At 69.0% G+C, this 14,174-nt stretch carries 15 protein-coding genes; 10 read left to right on the top strand and 5 right to left on the bottom strand.

All coding sequences use genetic code 11. The features are described from left to right. Positions 1-33: 33 nt before the first annotated feature. Positions 34-540 carry a peptide deformylase gene (locus AKJ13_RS17660; protein WP_050734529.1) on the bottom strand — a complete coding sequence of 169 codons (507 nt, stop codon included), beginning with the start codon at positions 538-540 and terminating at the stop codon, positions 34-36. 162 nt (positions 541-702) lie between these two features. Between AKJ13_RS17660 and AKJ13_RS17655 the strand changes: the two genes are divergently transcribed. Continuing rightward, a complete protein-coding gene (locus tag AKJ13_RS17655) occupies positions 703-1,317 on the top strand; it encodes an NIPSNAP family protein (protein WP_050734528.1) in 615 nt (204 codons plus the stop codon). A 192-nt stretch (positions 1,318-1,509) separates the two neighbouring features. On the opposite strand, the gene xth is transcribed toward AKJ13_RS17655, so the two are convergent. Beyond that, positions 1,510-2,304, bottom strand: a complete 795-nt coding sequence (gene xth / locus AKJ13_RS17650; protein ID WP_050734563.1) for an exodeoxyribonuclease III — start codon at positions 2,302-2,304, stop codon at positions 1,510-1,512. 102 nt (positions 2,305-2,406) lie between these two features. Between xth and AKJ13_RS17645 the strand changes: the two genes are divergently transcribed. The 3 genes from AKJ13_RS17645 to glpX all read left to right on the top strand — a co-directional run bounded on the left by AKJ13_RS17645 (position 2,407) and on the right by glpX (position 5,629). Beyond that, positions 2,407-3,087, top strand: a complete 681-nt coding sequence (locus AKJ13_RS17645; protein ID WP_244471643.1) for a ceramidase domain-containing protein — start codon at positions 2,407-2,409, stop codon at positions 3,085-3,087. 97 nt (positions 3,088-3,184) lie between these two features. Then, the gene (locus tag AKJ13_RS17640; protein WP_050734526.1) at positions 3,185-4,501 is read left to right on the top strand and encodes a homoserine dehydrogenase; all 1,317 of its coding nucleotides are present in this window, start codon (positions 3,185-3,187) and stop codon (positions 4,499-4,501) included. Between the two features lie 144 nt (positions 4,502-4,645). Continuing rightward, positions 4,646-5,629, top strand: coding sequence for a class II fructose-bisphosphatase (gene glpX, locus AKJ13_RS17635; protein WP_050734525.1), 984 nt, complete (start codon positions 4,646-4,648; stop codon positions 5,627-5,629). A gap of 25 nt (positions 5,630-5,654) precedes the next feature. Here the strand turns inward: glpX and AKJ13_RS17630 are convergent, their stop codons facing one another. Beyond that, the gene (locus tag AKJ13_RS17630; protein ID WP_200905657.1) at positions 5,655-6,596 is read right to left on the bottom strand and encodes a L,D-transpeptidase; all 942 of its coding nucleotides are present in this window, start codon (positions 6,594-6,596) and stop codon (positions 5,655-5,657) included. 341 nt (positions 6,597-6,937) lie between these two features. Here AKJ13_RS17630 and AKJ13_RS17625 point away from each other — a divergent pair, with 341 nt between their 5' ends. The 5 genes from AKJ13_RS17625 (at position 6,938) to AKJ13_RS17605 (ending at position 12,823) form a co-directional block, all read left to right on the top strand. Further along, positions 6,938-7,165: a hypothetical protein gene (locus tag AKJ13_RS17625; RefSeq protein ID WP_064774643.1), complete on the top strand. Its 228-nt coding sequence runs from the start codon at positions 6,938-6,940 to the stop codon at positions 7,163-7,165. Positions 7,166-7,730: 565 nt separating this feature from the next. Further along, positions 7,731-8,975, top strand: coding sequence for an MFS transporter (locus tag AKJ13_RS17620; RefSeq protein WP_050734523.1), 1,245 nt, complete (start codon positions 7,731-7,733; stop codon positions 8,973-8,975). A gap of 497 nt (positions 8,976-9,472) precedes the next feature. Continuing rightward, on the top strand, positions 9,473-10,765 hold the full coding sequence (locus AKJ13_RS17615) for an MFS transporter (protein ID WP_050734522.1): 1,293 nt from the start codon (positions 9,473-9,475) through the stop codon (positions 10,763-10,765). A gap of 7 nt (positions 10,766-10,772) precedes the next feature. Beyond that, complete coding sequence (locus AKJ13_RS17610) at positions 10,773-11,993, top strand: CoA transferase (RefSeq protein WP_050734521.1); 1,221 nt, start codon at positions 10,773-10,775, stop codon at positions 11,991-11,993. 17 nt (positions 11,994-12,010) lie between these two features. Continuing rightward, the gene (locus AKJ13_RS17605; protein ID WP_050734520.1) at positions 12,011-12,823 is read left to right on the top strand and encodes an enoyl-CoA hydratase/isomerase family protein; all 813 of its coding nucleotides are present in this window, start codon (positions 12,011-12,013) and stop codon (positions 12,821-12,823) included. Between the two features lie 10 nt (positions 12,824-12,833). On the opposite strand, the gene AKJ13_RS17600 is transcribed toward AKJ13_RS17605, so the two are convergent. Further along, positions 12,834-13,301 (bottom strand): YbaK/EbsC family protein, encoded by a 468-nt coding sequence (locus AKJ13_RS17600; RefSeq protein ID WP_050734519.1) that lies wholly within the window; start codon positions 13,299-13,301, stop codon positions 12,834-12,836. Between the two features lie 290 nt (positions 13,302-13,591). Here AKJ13_RS17600 and AKJ13_RS33115 point away from each other — a divergent pair, with 290 nt between their 5' ends. Continuing rightward, positions 13,592-13,723, top strand: a complete 132-nt coding sequence (locus tag AKJ13_RS33115) for a hypothetical protein (RefSeq protein ID WP_280137117.1) — start codon at positions 13,592-13,594, stop codon at positions 13,721-13,723. Positions 13,724-13,911: 188 nt separating this feature from the next. Here the strand turns inward: AKJ13_RS33115 and AKJ13_RS17590 are convergent, their stop codons facing one another. After that, positions 13,912-14,151, bottom strand: a complete 240-nt coding sequence (locus AKJ13_RS17590) for a hypothetical protein (RefSeq protein ID WP_244471642.1) — start codon at positions 14,149-14,151, stop codon at positions 13,912-13,914. Positions 14,152-14,174: the final 23 nt, after the last annotated feature.

Below are 14,174 nucleotides of genomic sequence, written 5' to 3'. Positions count from 1 at the left end.
TCTCAACCTGAGCGTTCGCGGAAAACCGAAAATTTATACGGCTTTCGTCGATTTCGTCTTCTCGAACCGCTTGAGCAAACGGTCCCGTTTCAATCGCGACAGGCGGTCGATCCAGAAGATCCCGTCGAGTTGATCGATCTCGTGCTGGATGACTGCGGCCGGAAAGCCGTCCGCTTCCTCCTCGTGAATCGATCCGTCGAGATCGCGATAACCGAAGCGAAGGCGAGCGGGCCGCGTGATCCGCTCGCGCACGCCCGGCATGCTGACGCTGCCCTCGTCATGCATAGCCGTATCCGGCGACGCCCAGAGGATTTCCGGGTTCACGTAGACGCGCAGGTCCTCATCCGGCGACAGCCTGATCACCACGACGCGCTCCGGAACGCCGATATGCGGAGCCGTCAGGCCAATGGCGCTCACGGCCAGAAGCGTGTCCCGCACATCCTCGGCCAGGCTTTTCAGGCTGGGCCCGAAATCGTCGACCGGGCTGGCCGGTCGGGACAGGCGGGAATCGGGAAACCGGATGAGGGGGCGGGCCGGCATGTCGGGTCAGTCCACCTGTGTGGGTGCGGGACGCCCCTGTCCTCCACCGGAGCCGCGGGGCGCAGTCAACTGGTTTGGCAGATGCAGCTGGATCGCCGGGCGCTTTTGCGGGCAACTGAACGGCCGCCCGAGCTTTGGAGGCTCGAACACGCCGAGGTGCCCATGCTTTACGAACTCGCCACGCTCTCCTGCCCGCTGCTTGCCCTCGGGCGGGCATCCGAGGGCGTCCATGCCTGGATGGATGACACCGAGGCCAAGGGACAGCTCCTGGGCTGCTGGCGAACGGAGTTCGGAGCGCTGGGGCGGCTCATCGTGCTGCGGGGATTCGCGGCGCCGGAAGACATGACCGCCGAGCGCCGACGCGCCCTGCTCAGTGCCAACCCGTTCAATGCGGGGACCGTGGTGACGGCGCTGGAGATGGACAGCTACGCGCCGTTCCCGTTCCTGCCACCGATCAGGACCGGGGATCGCGGCGGGCTGTACGAGCTCCGGACCTACCGCCTCAAGCCCGGCGGCCTCGCGCCGACGCTGGCGGCGTGGGAGGCGGCCATCGCGCCGGCTCAGGCCTACACCGCGCATCTCGTCGTGAACCTGTACGCCCTCGATGGGCCGCCGCGGATCACGCATATCTGGGCCTTCGACAGCCTGCAGCAGCGGGCCGACTTGCGCGCTCAGGCTACCGGCGCCGGCCTCTGGCCGCCGAAGGGCGGCCCCGACCAGATCGCAGACGCGACCTCGATGATCGCGCTACCGCAGGGTGCGTCGCCGTTGCGGTGAATTCACGCTCAGCCGCTGCTGGATGCGCCTATCGCCCATTTATACGGGAGAGAAGCGAACGACCCGGGGTGAAGCGCGAGCCCCCTCTCCCGCACGAGAGAAGGGGCGTGTCGCGGCCTGCATACTAAAATCCAATCGCGCGCCGGATCTATCGCGTGCTCGAAGCCTGAACGCCCCTCCCGCAGCCGCGCGCTACCCGGTTGTCAGCTCCACCGTCACCGGCACATGGTCGGACGGCTTGTCGAGGCCGCGCAGGTGCTTCTGCACGGCGGCCGAGACCAGGCGGTCGGCGGCGGGCGGTGAGAGCAGCAGGTGATCGATGCGGATGCCGGCATTCCGCTGCCAGCAGCCCGCCTGATAATCCCAGAAGGTGTAGAGCCCGTCGCGCGGATCGCAGGCACGCAGGCCGTCGGTGTATCCCTCGGCCAGGATGGCCCGGAACGCCGCCCGGGTCCCGAGCAGAAACAGCGCGTCGGAGCGCCACGCCTCTGGATCGGCCGCGTCGGCGGGGTCGGGGATGACGTTGAAGTCGCCAGCCAGAACCACGGCCTTCTCGTCCTCCATCAGGACGCGTGCGTGGATCCGCAGTCGTTCCATGAAGGCGAGCTTGTAGGGGTATTTCGGGCTGTCCACCGGATTGCCGTTCGGCAGGTAGATCGAGGCGACCCGCACCGGCTTGGTGTCGGAACCGGAGACCAGCGCCTCGATGTAGCGAGACTGTTCGTCGGATTCGTCGCCCGGCAGGCCGCGACGGATCTCGGACATGGCCAGCGGCGCGCGCACCAGCAGGGCGACGCCGTTATAGGCCTTCTGCCCGAGCGTCTCGACCGCGTAGCCGGCGCCCTCGATCTCGGCGCGCGGGAACGCCTCGTCCTGGCATTTCAGCTCCTGCAGGCAGACCACGTCGGGCTTTGCCTCGTCGAGAAACCCCAGCAGATGCGGCAGCCGCTGCTTGATGGAGTTGACGTTCCAGGTCGTGATCCGCATCGCCTCGCTTCCGGTCGCCACCTGGCCGTCATCCGCGCTTCGCGGCGCGCTGACAAGGCCACGACTGCGCAAGATTGGGGAGGTATAGGCACCGGAATGACGATGGGGTGGTTCGAGCCGGTCATGGCTTATTGCGAGCGGACCGGGCCGGATTTCTGGGCCGAACCGCTCAACGCGGCGTCGAACGTCGCCTTCCTGGCGGCGGCGGCGGCGTCCGCGCGCTGCGCCCGCGCGGCCGATCCGCCGGACCGCGCCTGCCTTGGGCTCGCGGGGCTGATCGCCGTGGTCGGGATCGGCTCGTTCTTGTTCCACACGCTGGCGGTGACCTGGGCGATGTATGCCGACGTCATCCCGATCACGCTGTTCATCGTCGCCTACCTGGCTCTGGCGCTCCACCGGTTCCTGAAACTCCCGCGCCTGCGGGTCGAGGCGGCGACCGCCGGCTTCGTGCTGTTCAGCTTCACGCTGGTGCCGACCCTCGACGGGCTGACCGGGTCCGACGTCTCCGCCCTCACCAACGGCTCGATCGATTACCTGCCGGCGGTGCTGGCGCTGTTCACCGTGGCGGCGCTCGACCGCCCGGACACGCGGTTCGTCGGGACCGGCCGGCGGCTCCTGGTCGTGGGCGTGCTGTTCCTGATCTCGCTCACCGCGCGCACCATCGACCGGACGGCCTGCGCAGTGCTGCCGACCGGGACGCACGCGCTCTGGCACCTGCTCAACGCCCTGGTGCTCTACGCCCTGGTGGCGACCGCAGTTCGGCACCGCACCGTCCTGGGCTGACCAGGCCGGCGTTTTCTTGCGGGCGAGCCGGAATTCTTGCAGAGATGCGGCGCATCGGAGGCCCGGTCTCCAGCGGGCGCCCGGCACGGAAGGAATCATGACAGTGAGCTACCGCATCGGCGTCGCCGGCCTCGGCACCGTCGGCGCGTCCGTCGTCCGGATGATCGCCCGCCGCCGTGACACCCTCACCGCTTCCGGCCTCGACATCCGCGTCGCCGCCGTGTCGTCCCGCGACCGGAACCGCGACCGCGGGCTCGATCTCGCCGGCATGACGTGGTTCGACGATCCGGTGGCGCTCGCGCGCTCGGGCGAGGTGGATTGCGTGGTCGAGCTGATCGGCGGCGCCGAGGGGCCGGCCAAGGCCGTGGTCGAGGCGGCGCTCCAGGCCGGCAAGACGGTGGTGACCGCCAACAAGGCCCTGCTCGCCCGCCACGGCGCGGCGCTTGCCGCCCTCGCCGAGGCGAACGGCGTCGCGCTCGCCTATGAGGCGGCGGTGGCCGGCGGCATCCCGGTGATCAAGACCCTGCGCGAGGGCCTGCCCGGCAACGCCGTCGCCCGCGTCTACGGGATCCTCAATGGAACCTGCAATTACATCCTCAGCCGGATGGAGCGCGAGGGCCTGACCTTCGAGGCCTGCCTCAAGGATGCGCAGGCCCTAGGCTATGCCGAGGCGGACCCGACCTTCGACGTCGAGGGCTTCGACACCGCGCACAAGCTCGCAATCCTGACGAGCCTCGCCTACGGCACCGCCATCGACGCCGACGGCGTCTCGGTGGAGGGCATCTCCCGGGTCCAGCCCCTCGACCTGCGCATGGCCGACGAACTCGGCTACCGGATCAAGCTGCTCGGCGTCGCCCAGGCCTCGGAGGCCGGGATCGAGCAACGCGTCCACCCGACCATGGTGCCGAAATCCTCGGCTATCGCCCAGGTGATGGGCGTGACCAACGCGGTGACGATCGACGCGGACGCGGTCGGCGAGCTGACCCTGATCGGCCCGGGTGCCGGCGGCGAGGCGACCGCTTCGGCGGTGGTGGCCGACATCGCCGACGTCGCTCGCGGCATCGTGCGCCCGACCTTCGGGGTGCCGGCCGCCGCGATGCGCGCCAGCGAGCGTGTGGAAATGCAGCGCCACGAGGGCGGCTATTACATCCGCCTGACCGTGCATGATCGCCCCGGCGTCGCCGCGGGCGTCGCCCAGCGGATGGCCGAGCGCGAGATTTCCCTGGAGAGCATCCTGCAGCGCCGCACGGAGGGGGCCGGGGCCGATCCGCGCGGGCGGTCCGGCCGGCCGGTACCACTAGTGCTGATCACCTACGCGGCCACCGAGGGCAGCATCCGCGCGGCCCTCGACGCGATCGGTGCTGACGGGTTGCTCGCCGAGCCACCCCAGGTGATCCGTATCGAGCGTGAATAAGAATGCAAGCCCCGCGCGTTGCGCCTGACGCCTGATGCAAGATAAGTGATACTCTTGCGGCGCGCGTAGGCCGACAGGCGTCGGTCGACGACGATCCCACCGGGATCCGACCTCAAGATCGGGCCCGGACACAGGCAGGAAACGATGGCCGTGGCCCTCAAGTCCGAACCGCGCGGGGTTCCGCGCACGCTCGCCCTCGAGCTCGCCCGCGTGACGGAGCGCGCCGCCATCGCGGCGGCACGGCTGCGCGGCAAGGGCGACGAGAAGGCCGCCGACCAGGCGGCGGTCGATGCGATGCGCGACGAGCTCAACGGCCTTCCGATCCGCGGCACCGTGGTGATCGGGGAGGGCGAGCGCGACCAGGCGCCGATGCTGTTCATCGGCGAGCAGCTCGGGCGCGGCGAGGGGCCCGAGGTCGACATCGCGGTCGATCCTCTCGAGGGCACGACCCTCTGCGCCAAGGACATGCCGGGCGCGATCGCCGTGATGGCCATGGCCGAGCGCGGCTCGCTGCTGGCCGCACCCGACGTCTACATGCAGAAGATCGCGATCGGCCCCGGCTACCCGGCAGGCCTGGTCGATCTCGACGCGAGCCCAGCCGACAACATCGCGGCGCTCGCCCGGGCCAAGGGCGTCGAGCCCGACCAAATCACGGCGCTGATCCTCGACCGGCCGCGCCATGCCGGCCTGATCGCCGAGGTGCGGGCGGCCGGCTCCGCGGTGCGGCTGATCTCGGACGGCGACATCGCCGGGATCATTTTCACGGCGAGCCCCGCCGAGACCGGCATCGACATCTATCTCGGTACCGGCGCCGCGCCCGAGGGGGTGCTGGCCGCCGCCGCCATGCGGTGCATCGGCGGCCAGATGCAGGGACGGCTGATTCTCGACACGCCGGAGCGCCGCCGGCGCGCCGCCGAGATGGGCATTGAGGATCTGAACCGGAAATACGATCTGGTCGATCTCGCCAGCGGTGACGTGATCGTGGCCGCCACCGGCGTCACCGATGGCGCGCTGCTGCGCGGCGTCCGGTTCCGGCCCGACCGGATCCAGACCGAGACGGTGGTCTATCGCTCGGAGGCCGGCACGGTCCGGCGGATCCTGGGGGAGCACCGCCGCGGCCTGAGCTGACGGCGCCCCCGAGTCATGAACGGGATCAGTTCAGGACGACGACCTTCGAGCCGACATTGACTCGGCTGAACAGGTCGATCGCGTCCTGGTTGATCATCCGGATGCAGCCCGAAGATACGCTCTTGCCGATCGAGAACGGCTCGAGGGTGCCGTGGATGCGGAACAGCGTGTCCTTGTTGCCCTGCCAGAGATACATGGCGCGGGCGCCCAGCGGGTTCCGCAGGCCGCCGGCGACGCCCAGGCCGCTCTGCAGCTTGTCGACCTCGCTGGCGAGCCTGGGGCTGCGGGCAATCATTTCCTTAGGCGGGTACCAGTCCGGCCAAGCCTGTTTCGAGTTCACCGTCGCGGTGCCGGACCAGGAAAAACCCTGCTTGCCGACGCCGACGCCGTAGCGGCGCGCGCGCCCGCCCGGCTCAACCAGGGTGAGCTGGTGGGCGCGCGGGTCGACGATGATCGTGCCCGGCTCGTAGGGCCCGTTATAGGCGATCTCCTGCCGGAGGAAGGCCGGGTTCATCTTCTTGTAATTGAAGGCCTGGATCGGGAACACGTCGTCAGTGATGGGCCCATAGGCCTTGGCGTAGTCGATCGGCCCGTCATCGGGGGCCCGCAGGACGGCCTTGGCCTTGGCGGCCTCGATCGGCGAGAGGCCCTCGGCCGGAGGCGCTCCAGCCTGGCGGCGCTGCACCGTCGGATCCCCGTCCTCCGGGGCGTAGACCGGGGCCGATTGCAGCGCCGGAGCGGCCTGCGGCGCGGGGCGGATCACTGGCGCCCGGCCAGTATAGGGCAGGTAGCGGTCGCCGCGCCGCACGTAGAGCGCGCCGTTCTGATCCTGGTAGAGCTGGCCGTCGTCGCCGAACCCATCGATGCCGGACTCGGCGACCGGGCCGCGGCCCTGGGCGTGCGCTGCCGAGGCGAGCGCGAGGACGGTAAAGCCGGCCAGGAACAGGCGGCGGATCGGGGCGGACATGGCTCGGTTTTCCCTGGATGGCGCGGCGTCACCGAAATCGTGCGGCGGCGCGCGATCGAGCCGGCCGACACGAATACAAGGCCACGCTCATTCCAGGCCTTAGCAAGGATCGCGCGGCATCGCCAAGTTGCGGAAGTCCCCTATGACCGTCGTCCGATGTCTCGGCTGGTACTTCTCTTCACCTGTGTTGCGTTCCTGCCTCTACCGATTGCACCCCCGTTCACCCTGCCGCAGGAACGGACGGGACGGCGCCTGGTCCGGAGCGGTTCGGGCTTGCTTCGTCCCTCAACGCAAGGTTGATGGCCACGGCCGGCATCTCCGCCGCGCGAGGGATCTCGGTCGTGCGTGCGAACATCCTGTGGGGCGCGGCGATCCTGGCCACCGCCCTGGTTCTCGGGCCGAGCGCCGAGGCGCGCCGCGCGGCCACGGCCGAGCCGCCGAAAGCCGCTGCGCCGGCCGGGACCTGGACCGCGGGAACCCAGCCCGAGCGCGACTGCGGCCGCGCCCGCCGCAAGTTCTGGGTGCCGCAGGAAGGCTGGATCGTCCGCACCGTCGTGTCATGCCGGTGATCGGGACGCCTTCAGGTCGCGCCCGATTCCCAAGCAGTGCTGCCTCGATCAAGGGCAATCCTGCTGCCGCGCGAGATCAGGTTTGACGGCAGGCTGCGCCGTGTCGCCAAGGTGAGGGGCTTGGCGAGACTATGCTTGGTCATCCCGCTTGCCACCTTTTGCTAAGGTGCCGGCGCGAAGCGACGCGGTTGCGAGAGCCCTCCTTCGAAGCCTCCGCCGCGTTACGGCGCCTCAGGATAGGTGAGGGCGCGGGATATGCGCGGCGCTGGCCGCCCGCCGAGTCACTGCGAATGCAGCGAAGCATCTCTAAGCAGCACGCGCGCTCAGAACGTTCCGCATCGCTGGGTTGCTTCGCTGCGCTCGCAATGACGGGTGAGGCGATTGAAGGCCGTGCTGGGGGGCGCCTCCGATCCTTCGGAGCTGGCACGCATGCTGCATTGCGGTTCAGGCCGCGCCTGCTGCGGCGGTGGAGCAACGGCGCTCTCAAACAGCGGACGGTGTGAGTCCGGATCCCCGGCATGAGCGACCGCGTGGCGGTTCGCCTCTCATAAGACGAGCACCTGCTATGGCCAGCTTCAAGACGGCGATGAAGTCGGGTCACCCCGCGACGCTGTTCGCGGCGTTCCTCTACTTCGATTTCTGCTTCGCGATCTGGGTTCTGAACGGCGCCATGGGCCCGTTCATCACCGAGACCTACAAGCTCACCCCGGCCCAGACCGGGTTCATGATCTCGCTGCCGATCCTCGCCGGGGCGCTGATGCGCTTCCCGCTCGGGATCCTGGCCCAGTATATCGGCCGCAAGAACGCTGCAATCACGGAGATGACCGTGATCATGATGGCGATGGCCTACGGATACTTCGTGGTCTCGTCCTACAACGACGTGCTCGCCATGGGCGTGCTGCTCGGCATCGCCGGGGCGTCCTTCGGGGTGGCTTTGTCGCTCGGCTCGGGCTGGTTTCCGCCGGAGCACAAGGGGCTGGCGATGGGCATCGCCGGCGCCGGCAATTCCGGCACTGTGCTGGCCGTGCTGTTCGCCCCGCCCCTGGCCCAGGCCTATGGCTGGCAGACCACCTACGCTTTCGCTGGCGTGGTGATGCTGATCCCGCTCGCGGTTATGATCGTGTTCGCCAAGGAGCCGCCGGACAACGCCCACCAGTCGTTCAAGGAGCACGTCTCCTGCCTGTTCACCAAGGACGGCTGGGCGTTCTCGCTGATCTACGTGATCACCTTCGGCGGTTTCGTCGGCCTGTCGAACTTCCTGCCGACCTTCTTCTACGAGCAATTCTCCGTGACGAAGGTCGAGGCCGGGCGGCTGACCATGCTGGCCGCCTTCATGGGCTCGGGCATCCGGATCGTCGGCGGCTACTACGCCGACCGGATGGGCGGGATCGCGGTCCTGTCGGTGGTGCTGCTCGCGGCCATCGCCACCTTCCTGTCGCTGATGGCCACGCCCTCGCTCGCCGTGACCACGCTGCTGTTCATGTTGTGCTTCGCGGCCCTCGGCGCCGGCAACGGTGCCCTGTTCCAGCTCGTGCCCCTGCGCTGGCCGACCAACACCGCGGTCGCCGGCTCGATGATCGGCGAGGTCGGGGCTCTCGGCGGTGCGATCCTGCCCAACGTCATGGGCCTGTCGAAGCAGTATACCGGCTCGTTCTCGCTCGGCTTCATCGGCTACGCGGTGTTCACCGCCGCGGTGCTCGGCTGCCTGATGCTCTGGCAGCGCAAATGGGTGGGTAGCTGGGTCGGCCCCCGCGGCAAGGCGCTGGGCACCGAGACGGAGACCGGGCAACTGCAGCCGGCGACGGTCTGAAGATACCCCCCGTCACGGAGCCGGGTCCGCCTGAGCGGCGGGCTGGCTCTAAGACGGGCGATCGTTGCCCTCACAAGACCGGATATCCCATCCTCCTCCGCATCCCGAGGCGACGGAGCGTGCGGAGGCCTCGACAGGTGACCTCCAGCCCGCCGCGCGATCCATGGCGGGCTCCTTCGAGGCGGCTGCGCCGCACCTGAGGATGAGGCAGGTTGGGAGATCCACCGGTCTCGACAACTTCCGGCACGCCAGCGGATGGCCGTTCCGGCCGAACCGAACCGCCACCCGCAAAGGGTTGGCTTTCATCGCAACGGGAGCCCCGCGGCTCCCGTTTTGCGTTTCCGCCGACAGATTGAATTCGTGCCCACCCCCCTCGACGCACGGTTGCCTTCCGGTGCAAGAGGCGTTTGAATAACGAATACCAAAGAGCGTCCGTCCCCGTGACGAGGCGCCGGGCGACCGGAAAACGCGGCGCCGTCAGAGCGGAGGAACCGTCGATGCTCAAGCGCATGAGCGCCACCAATGGCGTGCTCGGCCTGCTCTGCGTGATGTATTTCATCACCTATCTGGACCGGGTGAACATCGCGACCGCCGGCGCCGAGATAATCCGCGAATTCGGCATGTCGAAGACCGATTTCGGTCTGATCCTCTCGGCCTTCGCCTATCCCTACGCGATCTTCCAGGTCATCGGCGGCTCGGTCGGCGACAAGTTCGGCGCCCGGCGCACGCTCCTCGTCTGCGGCATGATCTGGGCCTCGGCCACGATCCTGACCGGCCTGGTCGGCGGGCTGATCAGCCTGTTCCTGGCGCGGGTGCTGCTCGGCTTCGGTGAGGGCGCGACCTTCCCGACCGCCACCCGGGCGATGCAGAATTGGACCGCGCCGGGCAAGCGCGGCTTCGCCCAGGGCATCACTCACGCCTTCGCCCGGCTCGGCAACGCGGTGGCGCCGCCGATCGTGGCCTTCCTGATGTACCATTTCGGCTGGCGCACCAGCTTCGTGATCCTGGGCGGGGTCAGCTTCGTCTGGGTCGCGATCTGGTACCTGTATTTCCGCGATGACCCGTCCGATCACCCGACCATCACGGCCAAGGAGCTCGAGGCCCTGCCGCCGCCCAAGAAGGTCGGGGCCAAGCAATCGGTGCCGTGGGGCGCGCTCACCCGGCGCATGCTGCCGGTGACGATCACATATTTCTGCTACGGCTGGACCCTGTGGCTGTTCCTCGGATGGCTGCCGAGCTTCTTCAAGGAGAATTACGGCCTCGACCTCAAGAACTCGGCCCTGTTCGCCTCCGGGGTCTTCTTTGCCGGCGTTGTCGGCGATACGGTCGGCGGCATGCTGAGCGACACGATCCTCCATCGCACCGGCAACGTGAAGCTCGCGCGCCTGTCGGTGATCGTTGTGGGCTTCCTCGGCGCGGCCGCGAGCCTGGCCGGGGTGTTCCTCACCCGCGACCTGACCCTGGTGGCTTTGCTGCTTTCCTCCGGCTTCTTCTTCGCCGAGCTGGTGATCGGGCCGATCTGGTCGGTGCCGATGGACATCGCGCCGAAATATGCCGGCACCGCCAGCGGGCTGATGAATACCGGCTCGGCGGTGGCGGCGATCGTCTCGCCGATCGTGTTCGGGCTGATCGTCGACCTGACCGGCAGCTGGACCTTGCCCTTCGTCGGCTCGGTCGGGCTCTGCCTGCTCGGCGCCGCCCTGGCCTTCACGATGCATCCAGAGCGCGAATTCGTGGACCCCGTCACCGGGCCGGTCGGCCCGGTGGCGACCGTGCCGGCCGGGGAGTAGCGCCGCGATGGCGGAACAGACGGGACGTTCGGGGCCGCTCGCCGGCATGCGGGTGATCGAGCTGGCCCACATCATGGCCGGCCCGGTCTGCGGGTTGATGCTCGCCGACATGGGCGCGGAGGTGATCAAGGTCGAGAAGATGGAGGGCGACGACACCCGTCGCACCGTCCCGCCGGCGCTCGAGGGCGAGAGCGCCGCCTACATGATGATGAACCGCGGCAAGCGCGGCCTCAGCCTCGACCTCAAGAACCCGGACGGCGTCGCGGTGCTGCGCCGCTTGCTCGCTAACGCCGATGCGCTCATCGAGAACTACCGTGGCGGCACCATGGAGCGGCTCGGCATCGGCTACGAGACCCTGCGGCAGGAATTCCCGGCGCTGGTCTATTGCTCGCTTTCGGGCTTCGGCCGCACCGGTCCCTATGCCGACCGCGCCGGGTTCGACCTCGTCGCGCAGGGCATGAGCGGGCTCATGTCGGTGACCGGGGAGGGGCCCGGCCGGCCGCCGATGAAATGCGGGCCGCCCGTGACCGACATCACCGCCGGGATCCTGGCCGCCATGGGCGTGCTCGCGGCCTATGCACACCGGCTCCGGACCGGCCAGGGCCAGGCGGTCGATACCTCGCTGTTCGAGGCCGGGATCACCCACACTTACTGGCAATCGGCCATCGCCATGGCGACCGGGATCGCCCCGGGGCCGATGGGCTCGGCCCATCCGCTGAACGCCCCCTACGAGGCGTTCGAGACCGCCGATGGCTGGATCACCATCGGGGCGGCCAATCAGACCAACTGGCTGCGGCTGCTCAAGGCGATCGGCTCGGAGGTGCTCGCCGAGGATCCGCGCTTCGCGCTCAACCGCGACCGCATGGCCAACCGCCACGACCTCGCCGCGACCCTGGCGCCGATCTTCAGGGCGGAGACGTCCGAGGCCTGGCTCGCCCGCCTCGAGGCCGGCGGCGTCCCGGCGGGGCCGGTGCTCGACGTCAACGCCATGCACCGGGATCCGCAGACGCTCGCCCGCGAGATGGTGGTGGAGGTCGAGCACAGCCGGGTCGGCCGGATGAAGACGCTGGGCCTGCCGGTAAAGTTCTCGGACACGCCCGGCCGGGTCCACGGCCCGGCGCCGTTGCTCGGCGAGCATTCCCGGGCGATCCTGGCGGAAGCCGGCTACACCGCCTTCGAGATCGACGGCCTGATCGACCGGGGCGTGGTCCGCGAGACCGTGGCCTGAACCCCAGAGGACCTGCGATGAGTGCCACGCCCGCCACCGACGAGTTGCTGTTCACCACCGACGAGGCCGGGATCGCCCGGATCGTCCTCAACCGGCCGCAGGCCCGCAACGCGCTCACCTTCGCGATGTACCAGGGGCTGATCACCTGCTGTGAGGCGATCGCCGCCGACCCGGCCGTGAAGGCGTTGATCATCACCGGTGCCGGCGACAAGGCTTTTGCGGCCGGCACCGACATCGCCCAGTTCCGCGGCTTCGCGACTGCCGAGGACGCGCTGGGCTACGAGCGCTTTATGGACCGGGTGCTCGGCGCCCTGGAACGGCTGCGGGTGCCGACCATCGCGGCGATCGCGGGTGCCTGCACGGGTGGCGGCGCGGCCATCGCGGCGGCCTGCGACCTGCGGGTCGCGACCCGGGACGCCCGGTTCGGCTTCCCCATCGCCCGGACGCTCGGCAATTGCCTGAGCCAGGGCAATCTCAAGCGGCTCTCCGGGCTGATCGGCCCGGCTCGGGTCAAGGATATCATCTTCACCGCCCGCCTCGTCGGCGCCGAGGAAGCGCTGGCCATCGGCCTCGTCGGCGAGGTCGTGGACGACCGCGCGGCGCTGACCGTCCGGGTCGACGCCCTGGCGCAACTCCTGGCCGGCCACGCGCCGCTGACCATGCAGGCCACCAAGGAAGGCTTGCGCCGCCTCGCCGAGGAGGAGCCGACCGCCGACGGCGCCCCGCATCCCGGCGATGACCTGATCCTGATGTGCTACATGAGCCAGGATTTCCGTGAGGGCATGGAGGCGTTCCTGGGCAAGCGCCCCCCGGCCTGGAGCGGGCGCTAGGAGCCGCGGCTCACCCCGGCTCCTGGCAGACATCGACCCACGCGGCTCCGGTCAGCGTTGCCATACGGTCCGGTGCGATGCGGACCGCGCTGTGGGTGCTGCCGGCGGCGGGGACGACCTCGTCGAAGGCCTTCAGCGACACGTCGCAATAGACCGGCAGCGGCGCAATCAGCCCGAACGGGCAGACCCCGCCGACCGGGTGGCCTGTGAGCGCCTCGACTTCGGCGAGGTCGAGCATCCGGACCTTGCCCCCGAACACGGCCTTGGCCTTCCTGTTGTCGAGCCGCGCGTCGCCCCGGGTGATCACGAGGGCGACCTGGTCGCCGATCCGGATCGACAGCGTCTTGGCGATCTGCGCGGGGGCGACGCCGTGGCCGGCGGCGGCCTCGGCCACGGTGGCGGTGCTGGTGGTCAGCTCGATCACCGCGATGTCGGGCGCCATCTCGGCGAAGAACGCCCGGACGGATTCGAGGCTCATGCAAGTGTCCTTGAAATAGAGTCGGCCCCAGCGGCGACGCGCCAGATCAGCCACGCGTTATGGCAAAGCTTGCGCCGTCCGCCAGGGCCGTTCGAAAGGATTGCGACAGAACAGGCCCGCCGCGGAGAGGACACTATCTTTTGCGGTCGTTCGGGCGCAGGCTCGCCGCATTACCGGAATGGCGGCATCACGCTCCGGTGATTGCGGATCGTAGGTCCCCGCCTGTGACGGGCGGCCGTACGGGTCGGCCCGGTGCGAAAAGCCGCCGTCACGCTCCGGAGAACGGCCCCATGAGTATCGAGAAGCAACGCGGCAACCGCGAGACGAAGAAGCCGAAGAAGCCGGTGCCGAAGACGAACGCCGCAGCCCCGTCCCAGAAGAACACCGTCGCGTCGGTTGTGAAGCGGTCCGAGGGGCGCTGAGCCGGATCGCAGCCCGGGGCGCCGTTGCGTTCCAGGAACACCCGCGGCTCCGGGTTGCTTGGCTGTGCTCGCAATGACGGGATTGGCTCTGTCGAGGCGAGCGAGATCCAAGATGCTCCCCACATCCTGAGGTGGCGCCTGCTTTGCAGGCGCATCTTAGGATGAGATCGTGCGCGGGAGAAGCGCGCTCACCCCTTCATCGGCCGCGCTTGCAAAATCGCCGCCCGCACGAACGGCCGCTTTAGAAGGGTGCCGACATTCGCCCGGCCGACGAATTCCTGCGCCCCGGGATGGCTGCGCACCGCCTTGACCAGGTTGAGGCGGTGGCCGCTGCGGAAGCGGTAGGGTTCGGAGACCGCCCCGCTCAGGAACGCCTCGACGCTGGCGTCGATCTCGTCCTCGGCGATTACGTTCGCCGTGTGCAGCATCTGAATGGTCTGAAGGTCGGTCA

It is taken from the genome of Methylobacterium sp. ARG-1 (genome assembly GCF_001262595.1).
In the GTDB taxonomy this organism is placed as follows: Bacteria; Pseudomonadota; Alphaproteobacteria; order Rhizobiales; family Beijerinckiaceae; genus Methylobacterium; species Methylobacterium brachiatum.
The sequence above is the reverse complement of the archived record's forward strand: the minus strand, read 5'-3'. Positions and strand labels throughout refer to the sequence as shown.

Coding starts and splice junctions, on each gene's coding strand:
- AKJ13_RS17600 (WP_050734519.1), bottom strand. CDS start 13,301: ATGAGCCTCGAATCCGTCCGGGCGTTCTTCGCCGAGATGGCGCCCGAC.
- AKJ13_RS17630 (WP_200905657.1), bottom strand. CDS start 6,596: ATGTCCGCCCCGATCCGCCGCCTGTTCCTGGCCGGCTTTACCGTCCTC.
- AKJ13_RS17655 (WP_050734528.1), top strand. CDS start 703: ATGCTTTACGAACTCGCCACGCTCTCCTGCCCGCTGCTTGCCCTCGGG.
- AKJ13_RS17660 (WP_050734529.1), bottom strand. CDS start 540: ATGCCGGCCCGCCCCCTCATCCGGTTTCCCGATTCCCGCCTGTCCCGA.
- AKJ13_RS17645 (WP_244471643.1), top strand. CDS start 2,407: ATGGGGTGGTTCGAGCCGGTCATGGCTTATTGCGAGCGGACCGGGCCG.
- xth (WP_050734563.1), bottom strand. CDS start 2,304: ATGCGGATCACGACCTGGAACGTCAACTCCATCAAGCAGCGGCTGCCG.
- AKJ13_RS33115 (WP_280137117.1), top strand. CDS start 13,592: ATGAGTATCGAGAAGCAACGCGGCAACCGCGAGACGAAGAAGCCGAAG.
- AKJ13_RS17610 (WP_050734521.1), top strand. CDS start 10,773: ATGGCGGAACAGACGGGACGTTCGGGGCCGCTCGCCGGCATGCGGGTG.
- glpX (WP_050734525.1), top strand. CDS start 4,646: ATGGCCGTGGCCCTCAAGTCCGAACCGCGCGGGGTTCCGCGCACGCTC.
- AKJ13_RS17590 (WP_244471642.1), bottom strand. CDS start 14,151: ATGCTGCACACGGCGAACGTAATCGCCGAGGACGAGATCGACGCCAGC.
- AKJ13_RS17640 (WP_050734526.1), top strand. CDS start 3,185: ATGACAGTGAGCTACCGCATCGGCGTCGCCGGCCTCGGCACCGTCGGC.
- AKJ13_RS17620 (WP_050734523.1), top strand. CDS start 7,731: ATGGCCAGCTTCAAGACGGCGATGAAGTCGGGTCACCCCGCGACGCTG.
- AKJ13_RS17605 (WP_050734520.1), top strand. CDS start 12,011: ATGAGTGCCACGCCCGCCACCGACGAGTTGCTGTTCACCACCGACGAG.
- AKJ13_RS17615 (WP_050734522.1), top strand. CDS start 9,473: ATGCTCAAGCGCATGAGCGCCACCAATGGCGTGCTCGGCCTGCTCTGC.